This window comes from Pseudomonas sp. MT3 (assembly GCF_054720805.1).
On sequence record NZ_JBTVPY010000019.1, the window covers coordinates 92,523 to 108,743 of the forward strand.

At 64.9% G+C, this 16,221-nt stretch carries 18 protein-coding genes and 1 tRNA gene; 2 read left to right on the top strand and 17 right to left on the bottom strand.

Annotated features, from left to right (window positions below; translation table 11 throughout):
• Positions 1-2 precede the first annotated feature (2 nt).
• The 11 genes from ACYCAX_RS19435 to ACYCAX_RS19485 form a co-directional block, all read right to left on the bottom strand.
• Positions 3-302, bottom strand: coding sequence for a hypothetical protein (locus ACYCAX_RS19435; RefSeq protein ID WP_460248634.1), 300 nt, complete (start codon positions 300-302; stop codon positions 3-5).
• Positions 302-1,534: an AAA family ATPase gene (locus tag ACYCAX_RS19440; protein WP_460248635.1), complete on the bottom strand. Its 1,233-nt coding sequence runs from the start codon at positions 1,532-1,534 to the stop codon at positions 302-304. The genes ACYCAX_RS19435 and ACYCAX_RS19440 overlap by 1 nt, the downstream gene beginning before the upstream one ends.
• Positions 1,531-1,911 carry a virulence-associated protein E gene (locus ACYCAX_RS19445; RefSeq protein WP_460248636.1) on the bottom strand — a complete coding sequence of 127 codons (381 nt, stop codon included), beginning with the start codon at positions 1,909-1,911 and terminating at the stop codon, positions 1,531-1,533. The genes ACYCAX_RS19440 and ACYCAX_RS19445 overlap by 4 nt, the downstream gene beginning before the upstream one ends.
• Positions 1,908-2,177: a hypothetical protein gene (locus tag ACYCAX_RS19450; protein ID WP_460248637.1), complete on the bottom strand. Its 270-nt coding sequence runs from the start codon at positions 2,175-2,177 to the stop codon at positions 1,908-1,910. Before ACYCAX_RS19450 ends, ACYCAX_RS19445 begins: the two co-directional genes overlap by 4 nt.
• 2 nt (positions 2,178-2,179) lie before the next feature.
• Positions 2,180-2,413 (bottom strand): hypothetical protein, encoded by a 234-nt coding sequence (locus ACYCAX_RS19455; RefSeq protein ID WP_460248638.1) that lies wholly within the window; start codon positions 2,411-2,413, stop codon positions 2,180-2,182.
• An 89-nt stretch (positions 2,414-2,502) separates the two neighbouring features.
• Positions 2,503-2,811 carry a DUF3077 domain-containing protein gene (locus tag ACYCAX_RS19460; protein ID WP_460248639.1) on the bottom strand — a complete coding sequence of 103 codons (309 nt, stop codon included), beginning with the start codon at positions 2,809-2,811 and terminating at the stop codon, positions 2,503-2,505.
• Positions 2,808-3,278 carry a hypothetical protein gene (locus tag ACYCAX_RS19465; protein WP_460248652.1) on the bottom strand — a complete coding sequence of 157 codons (471 nt, stop codon included), beginning with the start codon at positions 3,276-3,278 and terminating at the stop codon, positions 2,808-2,810. The genes ACYCAX_RS19460 and ACYCAX_RS19465 overlap by 4 nt, the downstream gene beginning before the upstream one ends.
• The gene (locus tag ACYCAX_RS19470; protein ID WP_460248640.1) at positions 3,275-3,493 is read right to left on the bottom strand and encodes a helix-turn-helix transcriptional regulator; all 219 of its coding nucleotides are present in this window, start codon (positions 3,491-3,493) and stop codon (positions 3,275-3,277) included. Before ACYCAX_RS19470 ends, ACYCAX_RS19465 begins: the two co-directional genes overlap by 4 nt.
• A gap of 297 nt (positions 3,494-3,790) precedes the next feature.
• Positions 3,791-5,080 carry a tyrosine-type recombinase/integrase gene (locus ACYCAX_RS19475; protein WP_460248641.1) on the bottom strand — a complete coding sequence of 430 codons (1,290 nt, stop codon included), beginning with the start codon at positions 5,078-5,080 and terminating at the stop codon, positions 3,791-3,793.
• A gap of 176 nt (positions 5,081-5,256) precedes the next feature.
• Positions 5,257-5,330: transfer RNA gene (locus ACYCAX_RS19480), tRNA-Gly, on the bottom strand.
• 150 nt (positions 5,331-5,480) lie between these two features.
• Positions 5,481-6,374 (bottom strand): alpha/beta fold hydrolase, encoded by an 894-nt coding sequence (locus ACYCAX_RS19485; protein WP_015476046.1) that lies wholly within the window; start codon positions 6,372-6,374, stop codon positions 5,481-5,483.
• Between the two features lie 499 nt (positions 6,375-6,873).
• Between ACYCAX_RS19485 and ACYCAX_RS19490 the strand changes: the two genes are divergently transcribed.
• Together ACYCAX_RS19490 and ACYCAX_RS19495 are read left to right on the top strand one after the other, a co-directional pair.
• Positions 6,874-7,704, top strand: a complete 831-nt coding sequence (locus ACYCAX_RS19490; protein WP_460248642.1) for a substrate-binding periplasmic protein — start codon at positions 6,874-6,876, stop codon at positions 7,702-7,704.
• Between the two features lie 2 nt (positions 7,705-7,706).
• A complete protein-coding gene (locus tag ACYCAX_RS19495; protein WP_041712467.1) occupies positions 7,707-10,580 on the top strand; it encodes an HD domain-containing phosphohydrolase in 2,874 nt (957 codons plus the stop codon).
• Positions 10,581-10,789: 209 nt separating this feature from the next.
• On the opposite strand, the gene ACYCAX_RS19500 is transcribed toward ACYCAX_RS19495, so the two are convergent.
• The 6 genes from ACYCAX_RS19500 to ACYCAX_RS19525 all read right to left on the bottom strand — a co-directional run bounded on the left by ACYCAX_RS19500 (position 10,790) and on the right by ACYCAX_RS19525 (position 16,107).
• Positions 10,790-11,536, bottom strand: coding sequence for a murein L,D-transpeptidase catalytic domain family protein (locus ACYCAX_RS19500; RefSeq protein WP_294978554.1), 747 nt, complete (start codon positions 11,534-11,536; stop codon positions 10,790-10,792).
• Between the two features lie 381 nt (positions 11,537-11,917).
• The gene (locus tag ACYCAX_RS19505; protein ID WP_015476050.1) at positions 11,918-12,970 is read right to left on the bottom strand and encodes a L,D-transpeptidase; all 1,053 of its coding nucleotides are present in this window, start codon (positions 12,968-12,970) and stop codon (positions 11,918-11,920) included.
• 221 nt (positions 12,971-13,191) lie between these two features.
• Positions 13,192-13,887, bottom strand: coding sequence for a pseudouridine synthase (locus tag ACYCAX_RS19510; protein ID WP_460248643.1), 696 nt, complete (start codon positions 13,885-13,887; stop codon positions 13,192-13,194).
• Positions 13,887-14,102 carry a cysteine-rich CWC family protein gene (locus ACYCAX_RS19515; RefSeq protein ID WP_460248644.1) on the bottom strand — a complete coding sequence of 72 codons (216 nt, stop codon included), beginning with the start codon at positions 14,100-14,102 and terminating at the stop codon, positions 13,887-13,889. Before ACYCAX_RS19515 ends, ACYCAX_RS19510 begins: the two co-directional genes overlap by 1 nt.
• 98 nt (positions 14,103-14,200) lie before the next feature.
• Complete coding sequence (locus ACYCAX_RS19520) at positions 14,201-15,034, bottom strand: DUF4824 family protein (protein WP_460248645.1); 834 nt, start codon at positions 15,032-15,034, stop codon at positions 14,201-14,203.
• Positions 15,031-16,107, bottom strand: coding sequence for a DUF2157 domain-containing protein (locus ACYCAX_RS19525; RefSeq protein ID WP_460248646.1), 1,077 nt, complete (start codon positions 16,105-16,107; stop codon positions 15,031-15,033). The genes ACYCAX_RS19520 and ACYCAX_RS19525 overlap by 4 nt, the downstream gene beginning before the upstream one ends.
• Positions 16,108-16,221 lie beyond the last annotated feature (114 nt).

The window sequence follows — 16,221 nt, forward strand, 5'->3', positions numbered from 1 at the left end:
TGCTATTGCTCGGGAACCAGGTCGGCGTTAGGCCAACGCCACCTGGCTGCTTCGAGGGCTTCAGCGCGTGTCATCGGCTCGCCGATCATCACGCAGATGGGTTTGCCTTCCAGGAAGATCCGCCAGTTGCTTCGGCGCTCCTGGCCGTCGTTGGCAGCCAGTTCAGCCAGCAGCTCTAGACGGTGGGAGTTGATGTATTTGCGAACGTCTTCGGTCAGGCGGCTGGCCGGGGAGACCACCAGCCGTTTGCCGGACACGCGGGCGGAAAAGCCGTGAGCAGTGAGGTAGTCGATGGCGGTCATCAGAAACCCTCCATGTCCGACTCATCGAATGAGGGAGGCTGGACTCCGCAGAAGGTGCTCACGTTTTCCAGAAGGTGCTCACTGTTTTGAGTGAGCACCTTCTGGGTTTTTTGAGCACCTTCTGCATTCAGGCGCCAAACCCACTGCTGTTTCTCGTCACCGAGTCGACCTCCCTCTTTGATCGCCACGGCTCCGATTGCCTTCTGCGCTCTGCGGACAGTTGCCCAGGACAGACCGGCATCATTCGCTTCCGCTTTGATCTGCTTGGTGGGTACGGGGCCGTGTTTAAGGGCGTCGCGCAGGAAGTCGCAGGCCTCCTCCAGTTCGGTGCGCTGATCGTCGTCGCCCGTGCTCTCGACATCGGCCAGGATGTCGCGGGCGCTGTCCTCGATGCGGTCGCCCCACAGTACTCGGGTCGTCTCCAGCCCATCGCCGACGGTGCAGGGTTCCACCAGGTAGCCGACGCCGCCTTGGTCGTCGCTGATGTTGGACTTGGCGCGGGCCAGGACACGGACATCCGAGTCTTCCTGCTTGGCGGCCACCAGCACGGCGCGGGCGAGGGCGCCGAAGGCCTGGCTGCCGATCACCCGATCCGCCGGAGAGGCGCCACCGCTGCCCTTGCTGAAGTGGCTGATGCCCAGCACGGCGCACCAGTGCGACTCGGCGAAGTCCACCACGGCTTGGAGCGCCCGACGGACATCGTTGGCCCGGTGCATGTCGCCCTTCACCACGTTTACCACGGGATCGAGCAGCAGCAGGGAGGCCCCGCCAATCGACTCCACCGCTTCGCGCAGCAGGTCGAAGTCCGTGGCCGGGTCGAAGGGTTCACGCTCGCCCAGGGCGTTCACACGGCCCTGGATGATGTGGACGCGCTCCAGGTTCGCGCCGGCGGCCATCAGGCGCGGCACCAGTGTGTCCGCCGGATCGTCCTCGGACGACCAGATCAGGGCATTGGCGGGCTCGTGGCAGATCTCGCCATCCGGCCAGCGGCCGCCGCTGGTCAGAGTGCCGATCAGCCCCATGGCCAGGGTGGTCTTGCCGCTGCCGCCGGCACCCGCCAGGACGGTCAACTTGCCCCGGGCGATCCAGCCAGGCCACAGCCAGCGGATCGGGACCGGAACGATGGAGGCGGCCGGAGTCAGTTCGGCGCGCCATTCGGGCTTGAGGGCTTCCGGTTTGGCCACCTGTGCCGCGCCTTCCCATTCCTTTGCAAAGCGATCCTGTGCCGTCATGGCGCGACCCCCAGTCGTTGCTTGGCGAGGTCAAAGCGGGCCTGATCCTCGGCGTTCAGACGGTTGCCGTTCGCCTGGATCGACAGGCCGATCTGGTACACGACGCGCTCGTGCTCGACAGCTGCGCGGCTCGGTCCATTACGGGGTTGGCGCTCGCCCGGGAACAGGTCGCGCAACTCCAGGCCGACTGCCGCAGTGATGTCGGATGCGGAGCAGCCTGCCCAGCAGTGCAACAACACTTTGCCGTCGCCGGCTTCGCGGATGCTCAAGCTGGGCTCCCTGTCGTCGTGGCCGGGGCAGCAGGCTTTCCACTGCCCCGGTTTCACGGCCTTCACCTTGTCCAGGCGAGCCAGTAGGGTTTCGACTGGGCTGGTCATACGCGACCCTCCAACTCCAGCATGGCCATCGCGGTTGCATGGAGGACGCGCTGCCCCCAGGCCTTGGCCCGTACCCGGTCGATCAGCCCCGCCAGGGACAGGGCGTCGATGCGCCCCAGCGATTTATGGGCTTCGAGTTCCAGCTCCCGGAAGCTCCCGGCCTTGGCGATCAGCGACAGGCCGCGCTCGAGGATTTCCTCGGTAGAGAGGCTTTTTTCAGATAAGCCGATCCCGTCGCCGCTGCTGCGGCGTTTTTTGTCATCCATGGTTAGGCTCCCAGTGCGTCTAGTTTTTCGAGCGCTTTGGCGTACTCGGTATCTAGTTCGGTATCGGTCACAAGGTCGTCAGCCAGGCCGCATTTGCGGCTGACGATGGCCGCGCCCGGGAATTTCGCCTTGATCCTGTCGATCGCCGCCTGCATTTCATTGGGGCTCGGGAAAGGCCCAACCTTGCCGAACGGGGCAATTTGTTCGACGGCGTTGTCGAGCGTGTAGTAGGTCACGAACCCGAGCTCGTGGTGCCATTTGTGGGCAGATACGCCTACTGAACAGCCGGCGATGACGGGAGTGGTAAGCGATTGGATAGGTGCGTTCACTGTTCACCCCCTTCCTGCTGCTGAGCGGCCCACTTCAGCGAATCGATGACCGCTTTGGCGCTTTCCAGTGCGTGGTGAACAAGCCATGCCGGATTGTCGACAAGGGGTGTGCCCATCCCTGCCTGTTCAATCGGGTCAAGGCACATCGAAAGGAGATCGGAGGCGCTGTCCAATGCATCCGCGAGATCGACGCCCGGGGTGACGGAGAACAGGTACTGGTTCTTATCCACCCAGCCGCTTCCGTAGAACTTGAACGGTCCAGAAGTCTGGATTTGGGCTGCTTTGATATTGGCCTTAGCGTTCATTTCGTACCTCCAGCATTCGCAGCATCGAGCGCACGGGAGCGCTCCATATGAGCGTTGTAGCGAGCGAGGCGAGTGGCAAGGCTGGAGTCGGCGCGCAATGCAGCCAGGGCGCAAGCGCGGTGAAAAGCTGCACGAGCGCGAGACGGATTGAGGGTGAGGATTCGACGCTTGGTCATGATGGTGTTCCCTTCGAAGCGGTTAATTTTTCCGCTTGCCCTAACGCCAATTAGGGTGAGCGGAACCGTGCGGGTTGGCGTACCGGTCGAAGGGGCCGGCGCATCTTGCGATGCCCACACACGGCCCGCCCATGAAGGGTGTAGCCATGCTGCAGACACAAAAAAACCGCTCAGTGGCGGTGTGTCCGCCTTCGAGTTCAGGACGCCAATCCTGGTCGCAGGATTTACTGCGACAGCCTGACGATACATGCGGGGGCGTGCGGAAGCAAGCGTGAGCAGGGCGGTTTTCATGCTGCATCCCTCGCCTGGATCTTCGACTGGAGCCATTTATCCACCTCAGCCACCACGTAAAACGCAGCGGCCTGGCGGCTCTCGCCATCCTTGAGCGGTTTGGGGAACGTGGGGTCTTTCTTGCGGAGCTTGTCCAGGCCGGAGCGGGACAGGTCCAGCCATGCGCAGAGCGAGGTTTGGCGGATCAGGGCCTTGCTGGGTGCGGGCGTGTGCATGTGAGCGACGTCCTCGAAAGAGTTTTCAAGGCTCACGCTCCAGAAACGAAAAAGGGAAGCGTGAGCGTTTAGGCTCAATCGCTTCCCCCTCAGGGACTTAGGAATTTACTCCTGCACAGGCCATCCGGCCGCCCCCTCAGGGCCTAGTCCCATCCGGGACATTGGTGCAGTGCCTCATTCCAGCAATTGCGGGGCAGACGGCTACTGCCGTGCTGCTGGTGGCGATGTTAGGAAGCGTCTTTACGGATATACAAGCGTTTTTCGCAAGAATGTCGCTTATGCCGCCTCATTTGGCTGCTATGCCCGTTTCACTAGCTCGATCACGTTGTCCTCCACCACGTTCACCTGGCGGTCAAACTCGGTGCGCTGGGCCGGGGTCATGCCGACGGCCAACTGGTCCAGGTAGTCGGCGTACCACTGCATCATTGCGCGGCGCTGGGGTAGGTACTGGGCCTGGTTGTAGACGCCAGATACGCCTGCCTCCTTGTGCGCGAGCTGGGCCTCCACGTGCTCCTTGAGCCATCCGTGTTCGCGCAGCAGGGTGCTGGCGGTGTGGCGGCTGCCATGGCCTACCAACTTGCCGCGATAGCCGACCTTAGAGAGCGTCAGGTTGATGGTGTTCTCGCTGATCACGGGCTTCTTCGGGCCAATGCCGGGGAATAGATAGCGGCTGCGCCCAGTCATGCGCTGCAGATCGCGCAGGGCGTCCAGCATCTGGCGAGAGAGGGGCACCACATGGTCACGGCGCATCTTCATCTTGTCCGCGGGGATGGTCCACAGCGCGTTGTCGAAGTCGATCTCCGACCATTCGGCCCAGCGCACCATACCGGGACGGCTGGCAGTCCACAGGCACATCCAGGTCGCGGTGCGGGCAGGCAAGCGGCTGGTAGTGTTGCGTAGGCTGTGCAGGAAGGCGGGCAGCTCGGGCTCCAGAAGGTGAGGGTACTGCTTGGCCTTGGGGGTCTTGGTGGAGATAGACAGCAGCTCGCTGGCTGGGTTGTTCTCGCACAGGCCGCGGGCAATGGCCTGACTGAAGATCTGGCGCAGGGCTACCCGCACCTTATCCCGGGTGTTCGGTGCGTTGCGTGCTTCGATGCTGGCCTGCAGGTCTGCACAGTCCTTCCGGGTCACTTCGGTGATGGGCTTGTCGCCCAGTGCCGGGAGCACGTCATTGTCCAGGTAGCCCCGCATCAGGCGCAGAGTACTGTCTGCGAGACCGTCATCTATCTTGCGCTGGTACCAGTGTTCGACAGCGGTGCGGAAAGTGTTCGCGGCGGCGATGGCGTCGGCCATCTTGGTCGCTGCCTTGTGCTCCACCGGGTCGATGCCAGCAGCCAGCAGCTTGCGTACATCGGCAGCCTTCTCTCTGGCTTTGGCGCCTGAGAGCTCGGGGTAGCCACCCAGGCCATGCCAGGACCACTTGCCGTCGGGCTTCTTGTAGCGCAGCTCCCAGGACTTGGTGTCGTTGGGCTTTACGCGGAAGTACAGGCCGTTTCCGTCCACCTCGCGGTAGGCCGTAGCCTCGGGCTCCAGAGTCGCGAGAACAGTGTCGGCCAGGGGGCGGCGTTTGATATCTGATCGCTTCATTTTTGTATGCCCAAGTTCGTACTTTTCCTGAGCATACAAGCAGGCATACAAGCAGGCATACAAGCTATCAAGGGTTATGTGGATGCATCCACATGCTTCCGGGCACAAAAAACCGGCTCAAGTGGCCGGTTTCTCTAGGTTTCGTCACCATGCGTGAGCACGTGGAAACATAGTATTGGAGCGGGCGAAGGGAATCGAACCCTCGTCATGAGCTTGGGAAGCTCAGGTAATGCCATTATACGACGCCCGCTTGGGGGTGCCTTTTTACCAGAAGGCGGAGGCTTAGTGAAGCCTTGGTCGGCGAAGTGCGCTGGCGGCGCGGACTGGATGGGGTGCCGCGCGCAATGAAAAACCGGGGACGGTGGGTGGTGTCCGGCCCCGGTGTCCTGCGCTGGGTGCATCAGCCCACCATGGCGGCGATCGGTACGCCCTGGTTGTTGGGCAGGTACGACGGGGTGAGCATGGGCTTGCGCTGGGGTTGGAGGAAGGCGAGGAGGTGGTCCCGGGTTTCCTGCCAGGCCTGCTTGTGTTCCACGTCGATGAAGTGGCCGGCGTTGCGGATGGTGCGAAACTCGCAATCGCGGATCAGTTGCTGGAACAGACGCGCTTCGGCCGGGGTGGTGTAGATGTCCAGCTCGCCGTTGAGGAACAACAACGGGATGTCGATGGCCGAGAAGTTCTCCATGTAGCTTTCCGCGCTGAGCTGGAGCACCTGGCAGATGTGGAAGTGCATCTGCTGGTATTCGTGCTCGTCGAGGCTGCTGACGTGGCGGAAGTTGTAGCGCTTGAACAACTGCGGCAGGTAGCGGCCGATGGTGTCGTTGACCAGGTTGCCGACGTTGGGACGGTCGCAGGCGGAGAGGTAATCCAGCCCGCGGTGCAGGTAGTCGAGCATGGCGGCGTTGAGCAGCGGCGAGAAGGAGTTGATGACCGCCTTCTGGATGCGTGCCGGGCGCTGGGCCAGGGCCAGCAGCGTGGCAACGCCGCCCCAGGAGAAGGACATCACCACGTCGGCCTGGTAGTGCTCGATCAGTTCCAGCAGCAGGGCTGCCTCGTACTCCTTGGTGATCGGCTCGCGGCAGTCGTTGTGGGGCTTGGACTGGCCGGCGTACGGCTGGTCGTAGCAGACCACGTTGAAGTGTGGCTGCAGGTATTTCACCGTTTGCGCGAAGGAGGCGGTGGTCGCCAGCGAGCCGTTGACCAGGATGATGGTCTGGCGCGCTTCCCTGTTGGCGTGGAACTCCGTGTGTACCCGGTGTTGCTGAATCTCGACGACGGCGGTTTCCGGCCTCATGTCGTTTTCCTCCAGACGCAGGTCATAGGACGCACCCACGATCGGATGCGAAGAAAGTACCCAGGCAGAGGAAAGCGCCTTGACGTGACAGCTTCGTGTCACACGGCGAAAGTTAATATTTTCTTAATTTTCAATCGATTACGGCGCCAAAAGGTGTCGTTCCGGCACTGTTTCCAGCGCGGAATGACGGCTCTTGACCAGGCAGGGAAGGGGCGGCGTGGGGAACGGCTGCCGCGATGAAGCGTTCTTGGACGTAGTGCGTGACTCGCTGGTCACGCTTGGGCCAGAGTTAAGCAGGCGAGGTCGCGGCGTGCAACCGCCTGTGGGTGATTGTTCGGAGCTGTCGGGAGTATTCCGACGAAGTGACATTTCTCCGCGCGATGGACCGGCGCTTTGGAGAAGGCCGATTACACTCTTTGTGTTAGTCACTTCTTCCTGCCGCAGATGAGCGAATTTGGCGTGCTCCTCTTAAGGCCGACACCGCGGACGGAGCGGGTCAATGGCACTCAACCCCATGCTGCGCACTCTGCAGGTCTTGCCGGCTGCCTGGCTGTGTGCGGTAGCTATGGCCGCCGATCGCTATGGCTGCGAAGCGCCGATCCGTGTCGCCTATACCCGCAATCTGGTGTTCTTCCACGATGATGGTGGCATTGATTTCGACCTGATCGCCGAGCTGGCGCGGCGCAGCGGCTGTCAGTTCGAGGCGACGGTACGGCCGCGCGAGGAGATCTGGCGGATGCTGGAAAGTGGCGACCTGGAGATGGGCACCAGCGGGGTCGCCACGCCGCAGCGGCGCACCTTCACTTACCTGCTGCCGTACGTTTACCTGCGCAACAAGCTGATCGTACCGGCCGAGCTGGGCCAGCTGTCGTCCCTGGACGATTTCCACGACATGCCCGGCGCGCGGATCGGCGTGATCGCCGGCTACCGCCACGGCCCCTCCATCGACGCCATGCTGCGCACCCTCAAGGGCGAGGGACGGGTGGTCGAGTTCCACGATGACGCCACGCGCTTCACCGCTCTGCTCAACGGTAATGTGGAAGGGGTCATCGGCCATGAGCTGAACCTGGAGGGCGCCGTCACCGATCGTCGGGAGCGCGCGCGGTTCCGGGTGGTGGATGTCATGAACGGTCCAGCCACGCCGCACAACCTGATGCTCTCGCGCAAGCGCTTCACCCCGGCGCAGAGCGCCGAATGGCTGCGGTTGATCGAGACGCTGTGGCTGGACGGCAGCCTGGCCAGGATCATTCGACGCAACACGTCGCCGGTTATGGCGACAGAACTTCTCGATAGCGGATATCGCTACGGCTCAACGGACAGAGGCTGGTGATGATGAACGCATTCAAACGAGGCATTCCGCTGCAGTTGCTGGTGGCCGGGGCCATCATCCTCAGCATGCTGGCGCTGGCGGGGGCGTTGCTGATACAGGGCTACCGGGGCGTGGAAGGGGCGCTGGTGGCGGCGGCGGGCGAGTCGGCCAGCCAGTTGGGGGCGACCATCAACGAGCGCATCCGCCGGTTGATCGATCCGGCGGAAAGCGCGTTGCGGCTGATGACCCACGATCCCATTTCGCAGACCGACAACCTGCCGGCGCGCCTGGATCGCTTGCCGATGCTGGTCGAGAACCTGCGCGCCAACCGCACCTTGAGCGCGGTGTACATCGGATACCCGAACGGCGAGTTCATGCTGATCCGCGCGCTGCGCGTGCCCGAGGTACGCCGCAGCCTGCAGGCGCCGGATCAGTCGAAGTACCTGGTGCAGAGCCTGACCCTGGACGACCAGAGCACGCTGCGGGGCGAGTGGCGCTTCTACGACAGCGAACTGCGGCTGCTGCGGGTGCAGGAGCGGCCGGACTACCGGTTCGATCCACGGCAGCGCCCGTGGTACCTCGAGTCGCTCAACACCGGCAAGACGGTGCTGACCCAGCCCTATGTGTTCTTCACCACCCGCGAGATCGGCCTGACCCTGGCGCACCGCAGCGTCGATGGCGCGGCGGTGATCGGCATGGACGCCTCGGTCAACGACCTCGGCGGCGAGATGGGTGACCTGCGCCAGACGGCCCACACGGAGCTGGCGGTGGTGGATGGCAAGGGCACGGTGATTGCCTATCCGGATCTCTCGAAGCTGATGATCCATCGTGGCGACGAGCTGCGCCTGGCGACCCTGGATGAACTGGGCGTGCCCAGCCTGACCCGGCTCAACGTCGCCTCGATACCGGCAGGCACGCCCCAGGCCTATGACGTCGGGGGGCAGAGTTGGTACGGCATCTGGGTGCCGCTGTCGAACTTCACCAGCAGCGAGGTGCGCGTGCTGATCGCCATCCCGGCCGTCGAGCTGCTGGCCGGCGCCCGCCAACTGCTGTTCAACCAGGCGCTGTGGAGCGGGGCGTTGCTGCTGGTGCTGCTGCTGATCGGTTGGTACCTGGGGCGGCGCATCGCCCGTCCGCTGACGGCGCTGGCCGACCAGGTGGGCGCCTTGGCGGCGTTCGATTTCGCCCGGCCGGTGGGGGTGGAGTCGAAGATCGCCGAAGTGCGTGACCTGAGCAGCGTGATGGGCAGCATGTCGCGCACCATCCACAACTTCCAGGCCATCACCCTGACGCTGAGCCGCGAAACGCGCCTGGAGAGCATGCTCGACGGCGTGCTCTCGCGCCTGGTGGAGGCCACCGGCGTCATGGGTGGCGCCGTGTACCTGCTGGAGGACCAGGACTGCCGACTGCGCCTGGCCTGCGCGGTCAACGGAAAGCAGTACCCGCAGTCGATGCTCATCGAGGGTTTCACCGAGGCGCAACTGGCCGAGCGGGTGGATCAGGCGCTGGCCAACCGCGGGCAGTACCTGGAGGTGTCGCTGCGCAATCGCAGCGACGACCTGCTGGGCATTCTCGTCCTGCAACTGGCCGAGGAGGGCGCCGCCAGCCGCCAACCGCGCAAACCGTTCAAGCAGTTCGTCGAGGAGCTTTCCGGCGCCGCCGCGGTGGCCATCGAGACCCGTCAGTTGATCGAGGCCCAGCAGCGTTTGCTGGACGCCATCATCAAGCTGCTGGCCGACGCGATCGACGCCAAGAGCCCCTACACCGGCGGCCACTGCGAACGCGTGCCGCAACTGGCGGATCTGCTGCTGCAGAAGGTGATCGACGCCCGCGACGGCGAGTACGCCAGCTTCACCATGAGCGATGTGGAGCGCTACGAGTTCCAGATCGCCGCCTGGCTGCACGATTGCGGCAAGATCACCAGCCCCGAGTACGTGGTGGACAAGGCCACCAAGCTGGAGACGCTGTACAACCGCCTGCACGAGGTCCGCACGCGTTTCGAGGTGGTCTGGCGCGACATCGAGCTCGATTACTGGCGCGGCATGGCCGCGGGCAACGATATCGGCCTGCTGGCGGCGCGGCGGGATGCGCTGCATGAGGCCTTGCGCGAGGACTACGCCTTCGTCGCCCAGGCCAACATCGGCGGCGAGTTCATGAAGGACGAGGACATCGAGCGCCTGAAACGCATCGGCGAGCGCCGCTGGCTACGTTATTTCGACGACCGCCTGGGCATTTCCCGCGATGAACTGGAGCGCCTGGAAGGCCGCCCGGAACCGACCTTGCCGGTGGAAGAGTTCCTGCTCGCGGACAAACCCGAGCACCGCGTGCCCTGGGGCGAGCGCAAGCCGCCGGTGGACAAGGACGACCCGCGCAACGTCTGGGGCTTCGACATGCGCCTGCCGCCCTGCGCGAGCAACCACGGCGAGCTGTACAACCTGGGCGTACGGCGCGGCACGCTCAACGAGGAAGAGCGCTTCAAGATCAACGAGCACATCGTCCAGACGCTGATGATGCTGACCACCCTGCCGCTGCCGCGTCACCTGCGCCGGGTGCCGACCATCGCCGCCAACCACCACGAGAAGATGGATGGCACCGGCTACCCGCGCAAACTGTCGCGGGAGCAGATGAGCATTCCCGAACGGGTCATGGCGATCGCCGATATCTTCGAGGCGCTGACCGCCGCCGACCGCCCCTACAAGGCGCCGAAGACCCTGTCGGAGTCGCTGAAGATCCTGGCTTTCATGGCCCGCGACCAGCATATCGACGGGGAGCTGTTCCGGGTGTTCCTGATCCAGGGGGTGTACCTGGAGTACGGCGAGCGCTTCCTGCGGCCCGAGCAGATGGATGCGGTGGACGTGCGGGCGATGCTGGATGTGCTGGAGGGAGTGAAGGCGTAACGCGGGTCCCTGTATTCCGCCGGGCTGCGGCTCTTGTAGGGGGAATTGTCGCTCTCATCACCCCAGCCTTCTCCCGCGTGAGAAGCGGGAGAGGGCTGGGGTGAGTGGCCTTTGATCTAGCGAACAGCCTCGCAGCGGGGGTTGTTCGCGAGCCAGCTCGCTCTTACGAAGAGCCGGCGCCGCGCGCGACGGTGTTCCGCATGTGCCCCTCAGCGGTTGGCGAGGTTCTGCGCGTAACGGGTGTTGCGCGGGGTCTTCGCCACGGTGCAGCTTTGGCCGGCGAGGAACTGCGAGTTCTTCAGCCATTCCTGCTGGGGGTAGTAGGCGAACACGTAGCTGCCGTTCTTCACCGTGTCGATCAGTTTCTGCGCCACCTGCGGGCGCACCGCCGGGCAGCCCAGGCTGCGGCCGAGACGGCCGAGGCCGGGGACGACCTTGGGATCGGCGTAGGCCGCGGCATGCATGACGATGGCGCGCTCTTCGCTGTTGTCGTTGAAGCCCGGTTCCAGCCCCAGCAGGCGCAGCGAGCGGCCGTGCTTGCCGCTGTAGGTCTGGCCGGTCTGGTAGAGACCGATGGAGGACTGGTTGCTCTCGGGACGGTTGGAGAACGAGGTGGCCAAGTCAGCGCCACTTTTCTTGCCGTGGGCGACCCATTCCTCGAACAGCAGCTTGCGCTGCTTGAGATCGAAGACCCACAGGCGCTTGTCGCGCGAGGGCTTGGAGTAGTCGATGACGGTCAGCAACTGGTTGTCGCCGCCCAACTGGGTGCTGGCGCACTGCAGGGCGTTGAGCGCCAGGCGCAGCGTTTCGGTATTGGTGGCGGGGGCGAGGCGGTGCAGTTCCTCGGCCGTCGGCAGGCGGGCGGCGGACGCAGGTTGCCAGCTACCGAACGCGAAGAGCGCGGTGCTGGCGACAGTGATCCGGAAGATCCCCCGTAACTTCGAAAAAGTCAGCATGAATACAACATTCCCGTTGAATCGATATGGTTTTTTCTGGGAAACGCCGCATTGTGCGCGATTTTTGACCAGTGGTGTGGTTGTTTTTTAAGCATTTTCGAACCCGCCCGTCGGTAAATACGCAGGTATGGCGCTGCGGAACCTTGTCTGGCGCAGGAACGCCAGGCTGCGAATCTTTCCTGGCGTCATCGCCTGTGCACACGCTGTTTCGAAGTCTTTCGGCCGGCGCGGCAGGGCGATGAGTGCCGTTGATCCGGACGCCGGCGCACGGCCAGGGTTGCCCGATTGCCGCAGGGCGCAGGTGGGCGCGCGGGTGCCGCCGATGGGCGATAGGGGGGAATCCGGAACGGCGCGGGGCAGGTGGTGCGCCGCGCCATGACGTCAGTTGACCGGCTGGTTCTTGACCGGCTTCTGTTCCGCCTGCCGGTCGTTGGTAGTGATCACCGTGAAGTCCGGGTTGCTGCGCATGGCGCGCGTGGACGGCAGGTCGGTGATGATCAGGGTGCTGCCGACATCCATGCTCGTCAGCAGGCTGCGCAGGAACTCGCGGTCCATGCTGAACTTGCCCAGTTGCTCGGCGGGTGTCAGGCCTTTCTGCGGGTCGCTGACCTGCACGGTGGTCCAGCGCAGGTTGGGACTCTGGCTGTCGATTTCGCTCTGGGTCGGCTTCTCCATCAGCGAGAAGGCGGCGACGCCGGTTTTTTCCTCGGGATGCTCGAAGGCCACCGGGGCGGTACCGATCTGCAGGCCGCCGCGGTAGACATAGGCGCGGCGGTCGGCGCGGCTGATCAGCACGGAGAGCGGACCTTTCTCCACCCCCGGATCGCTCCAGAACGGCACCACCATGCCACTGTCGTCGTGCGGGCCGGCGGGGCGTCCCTCACTGACGATGGGGGCGAGCAGACCGGGGTGATAGACCTCCACGGGCGAGCTCTTGGCGTCGGAGATGATCACGGTGGTGGAGCTGAAGCCGGTGACTTCGTAGAGCTTCTTGGCGAAGGCCATCGGCAGGCGGATGCAGCCGTGGGAGGCCGGGTAGCCGGGGAGATTGCCGGCGTGCAGGGCGATGCCGTCCCAGGTCAGGCGCTGCATGTAGGGCATGGGCGCGCTGTTGTAGAGGTCGGAGTGGTACTCGACTTTCTTCTGCAGGATGGAGAACACGCCGGTGGGGGTTTCCTTGCCCTTCTTGCCGGTGCTGACCGTGGCCACGCCGATGGCGATGCCGTTGCGGTACACGTAGGCGCGTTGCTCGGTGAGGCTGACCACCAGCGTTACCGGGCCGGCCGGGGAAATCTCCGGGTACCAGAGGTACTGGCCGGGCTTGAGCGTCTTCAGCGCCGCCTGCAGGTCGGACAGCGGCGAGGGCTTGCTCGGGGTTGCGATGGCGACACTGGCGCTCAGGGCGAGCAGCAGGGCGACCGACAGTTTCTTCATCACCTTTCCTTGGGACGCGGATTTGACTGGAGCTTAGCCAAGCCGCAGCGACGGCTGCAAACCGCCGGGCTGAACGGTGCGCGGGGGGAATTGGCAGAGTGCGGGGCAGGCCTCGGCGCGAAGTGCTTTTCATGTAGGAGCGAACTTGCTCGCGAACAGAATCAGCCGGCAGCTCCAATGCCTGGAGGTTCGCGAGCAAGCTCGCTCCTGCAAGTACCCGATCACCCCAGCTCCGTGATCTCCTGCGCCGTCAGCGCGCGATACTGGCCGGGTTGCAATGCCGGATCGAGCACGAGGCTGCCCATGCTCTCGCGGTGCAGGCGGGTCACCTTGTTCTGGAAGTGGCCGAACATGCGCTTGACCTGGTGGTAGCGGCCTTCGTGCAGGGTCAGGCGCGCGGCGCGGGTGTCGAGGATTTCCAGCTGAGCGGGCAGGGTGGTGAGGTCTTCGAAGGCGAAGTACAGGCCTTGCTCGAAGGCCTGCGCGTAGTGCGCTTCGATCGGGTCCTGAGTCTCGACGTAATAGACCTTGGGCAGCTTGCGCCCCGGCAGGGTCATGCGCCGCGACCACTGGCCGTCGTTGGTGATCAGCAGCAGGCCGGTGGTGTTGTAGTCCAGGCGGCCGCCGATGTGCAGTTCGTGCTTGTCCGGCTCGTCCAGCAGGTCGAGCACGGTGCGGTGCTCGGCGTCGCGGGTGGCGCTGACGCAGCCGACGGGCTTGTGCAGCATGAAGTAGCGCGCCGGCTTGCCGGCCTGTAGCAGGTCGTCGTCCAGTTCCACGCGGGAGAATTCGCGCACCTCGTGGCGACCCTCGCGCACCACCTGGCCATCCACGCGCAGGCGGCCTTCGGCGAGCAGTTGACGGGCCTGCTGGCGGTTCAGGTGGGGCAGGTTGGCGATGAAACGGTCCAGGCGCATCAGGCGTTCTCGTCGTCCTTCAGTCCGGAGGCGCAGCGAGGGCAGAGGCAGGCGCGGTCGACGGATTCGGGCGGGATGCGCTCCAGCGCGGTGCGCTCGATGGGCGTGCTGAAGCACCAGCAGTCCTGGCCTTCCAGTGCCGGGTCGGCCTGGCTGCAACGGTTGGACTGGCCGCAGAGTGGGCAGCGGCTGGGATCGGGGGTGACGTCGTTCATGGCCGGTCAGGGCGAGCAATGGCGGTGAGGCGGGCGCACAGGGTGCAGCGCCGCTCCGTATCGCGCAAGCGGATTCGGATCGGCGCGGCGGGCGTCGGTCAGGGCATGTCGATGCGCTCGATCCAGGGTTCCAGGCGCCGGCCGAAAGCGACTTCGGCAATGAACGGCTGGGCGCGGCCGTCCGCCGCCCGGTGGGGTTGCGTGGTGATCCGGTCCAGGCGCTCGCGCCATTGGTACGGCACGTTGATGCTGTCGGTGCCGATGGCGCTGGCGGTGCCGCCGAGCGTCCAGATGTGCTGGTAGTAGTTGGAGACGGGGCGCACGCGGCCGTGGACGATCAGGTAGCGCTGGCGATCGGGGTACTGGGCGCGCAGGGCCTTGAGGTCCAGCCCGACGTCCTTGAGCAACAGGCGCGTGTCGGTCTTCTCCTCGCTGTCCAGTTCGCGGCGGATGAAGTCTCGCTCATCGGCGAGGCGGGCATTCTGCGGGGCGGCGTCGGCGGCTTGGCGAGCCTCGTCGAGGCGCTTGCGCGTCAGCTGCACTTCGCGCTGGTACAGCGGGCCGTCCAGTTCCAGCACCAGCAGGGCATCGCGCGATTGCTGGCGGCTGAAGCGCGGAGCGCTGTCGTCGTCCACCTGCGCGGGCATGACGAAGCCCAGCCTGGCCATCTTCTGCGCGTCGATGGCCGGCAGCCAGCCACGGTTGTGCCGCGTGCCCTCATCCCGGGTGGGCGTGCGCCAGCGCAGGCGCAAGCTCAGGCCGCTGTTCTCGTTGTGCCAGGAACTGTTGCGATCCAGCTCGCGCTGGGTGAGGGGGAGCCGGCTGTCCGGCTCGCCCGAGCAGTTCCAGGCCACGCCGCCGAGCGCCACGGCGTTGACCAGCAGGATCAGCCCGACGCCGCCGAGCAGCGCATGGGTGCGGGTCCAGTTCATGGACGGTTCCCTCCCAGCAGGCCGTGGGCGCTGCGCAGGCGGCGCAGTACCAGCAGGATCAGCACCGCGCACAGGCCGAGCAAGAGGAAGAACAGATACTTGGGCATCACCTCCCACCACCAGTCGAAGAACTTGGTGTAGAGGAACACCACGAAGAAGGTCAGCCCGGTATTCACCACCTCCGGCCATTCGCGGCGTGCGCCGAGCCAGATGACCAGCCCCGAGGCGACGAAGCCGAGCACCTGGTAGAGGTTTTCCACCGTGCCGGAACCCAGCGCCAGGTAGCTGCCGCCGCCCCAGTTGGCCAGCACCAGCATCGGCAGGAACAGCCCGAGCAGGCCGAACACCCGGTAGGTCGCGGCGAAGCCATCGAAGCGCCCCTGGCCGACCAGCGAGGGCACGAGGAAGATCAGCAGGGCGGCGGGGAAGAAGTTTTCTGGGCGCTCGCCCACGTCCAGCCAGTACACGCCGCTCCAGGTGCCGACCCGCGCGGCGACGTAGCCCATCGCGCAGATCAGCGCGGCGGCCAGCAGCAGGCGGGCGTTGCTGGTGTAGGCCAGCAGCAGGGCGTAGGCGGCCCAGGGCAGCAGGGCCTTGTCCGAGGGCGTGATGTTGAAGATCTGCCCGACCATCACCACGTTCAGCACCAGGCAGGCGAAGGCCAGCATGGCGCCGAGCCTGGCGAAATAGCCGGAGGCGTCGCGGCGCTGCAGGACGAGGGTGAGCAGCAGGCTGCCGAGGGACGCGGCGATGAGGATGAGTACCTGGGCGGTTTCCGCGAACAGCCCCCAGAACTGGTAGAAGAGGAAGAACAGGCTGGCCGCCAGGGCCAGCGCGCCGAGGAAGGATGCGATGCGCATGCCCAGCGACAGCCGATGGTCCTGGCTGTCGCGGTCGATGTCGAAACGTGCGCGGTAGTCGGCGAGCAGGCGGTGCTGGTGGTCGCGCAGGCGTTCGCGTTGCGCGGCATCGAGGGCGAGGGCGCCCTCGTCGTTCAGGCGTTGCAGCTCCCGCTCGAAGGCAAGGATGTCGTCGACGCGGCGCTGCGCCTGCTGGTGGCTGAGTTCGGGCATGGCCGCTCCTTGCGGCGGGGGTGTTGGTCGGACTCTAGCTTCAACCGGGCCGGGCTTCCATGAGTTGGGGCAGTTCGGTGGGTAAGGTCAGCCGGCGGGTTCGGTGTGGTACCG

What these genes read in the sequence shown, in the direction of transcription:
- ACYCAX_RS19500 (WP_294978554.1), bottom strand. Translation starts at nt 11,536, where the DNA reads ATGCTGACTTTTTCGAAGTTACGGGGGATCTTCCGGATCACTGTCGCC.
- ACYCAX_RS19445 (WP_460248636.1), bottom strand. Translation starts at nt 1,911, where the DNA reads ATGACCAGCCCAGTCGAAACCCTACTGGCTCGCCTGGACAAGGTGAAG.
- ACYCAX_RS19495 (WP_041712467.1), top strand. Translation starts at nt 7,707, where the DNA reads ATGAACGCATTCAAACGAGGCATTCCGCTGCAGTTGCTGGTGGCCGGG.
- ACYCAX_RS19510 (WP_460248643.1), bottom strand. Translation starts at nt 13,887, where the DNA reads ATGCGCCTGGACCGTTTCATCGCCAACCTGCCCCACCTGAACCGCCAG.
- ACYCAX_RS19475 (WP_460248641.1), bottom strand. Translation starts at nt 5,080, where the DNA reads ATGAAGCGATCAGATATCAAACGCCGCCCCCTGGCCGACACTGTTCTC.
- ACYCAX_RS19435 (WP_460248634.1), bottom strand. Translation starts at nt 302, where the DNA reads ATGACCGCCATCGACTACCTCACTGCTCACGGCTTTTCCGCCCGCGTG.
- ACYCAX_RS19490 (WP_460248642.1), top strand. Translation starts at nt 6,874, where the DNA reads ATGGCACTCAACCCCATGCTGCGCACTCTGCAGGTCTTGCCGGCTGCC.
- ACYCAX_RS19515 (WP_460248644.1), bottom strand. Translation starts at nt 14,102, where the DNA reads ATGAACGACGTCACCCCCGATCCCAGCCGCTGCCCACTCTGCGGCCAG.
- ACYCAX_RS19440 (WP_460248635.1), bottom strand. Translation starts at nt 1,534, where the DNA reads ATGACGGCACAGGATCGCTTTGCAAAGGAATGGGAAGGCGCGGCACAG.
- ACYCAX_RS19470 (WP_460248640.1), bottom strand. Translation starts at nt 3,493, where the DNA reads ATGCACACGCCCGCACCCAGCAAGGCCCTGATCCGCCAAACCTCGCTC.
- ACYCAX_RS19485 (WP_015476046.1), bottom strand. Translation starts at nt 6,374, where the DNA reads ATGAGGCCGGAAACCGCCGTCGTCGAGATTCAGCAACACCGGGTACAC.
- ACYCAX_RS19505 (WP_015476050.1), bottom strand. Translation starts at nt 12,970, where the DNA reads ATGAAGAAACTGTCGGTCGCCCTGCTGCTCGCCCTGAGCGCCAGTGTC.
- ACYCAX_RS19520 (WP_460248645.1), bottom strand. Translation starts at nt 15,034, where the DNA reads ATGAACTGGACCCGCACCCATGCGCTGCTCGGCGGCGTCGGGCTGATC.
- ACYCAX_RS19450 (WP_460248637.1), bottom strand. Translation starts at nt 2,177, where the DNA reads ATGGATGACAAAAAACGCCGCAGCAGCGGCGACGGGATCGGCTTATCT.
- ACYCAX_RS19460 (WP_460248639.1), bottom strand. Translation starts at nt 2,811, where the DNA reads ATGAACGCTAAGGCCAATATCAAAGCAGCCCAAATCCAGACTTCTGGA.
- ACYCAX_RS19525 (WP_460248646.1), bottom strand. Translation starts at nt 16,107, where the DNA reads ATGCCCGAACTCAGCCACCAGCAGGCGCAGCGCCGCGTCGACGACATC.
- ACYCAX_RS19465 (WP_460248652.1), bottom strand. Translation starts at nt 3,278, where the DNA reads ATGAAAACCGCCCTGCTCACGCTTGCTTCCGCACGCCCCCGCATGTAT.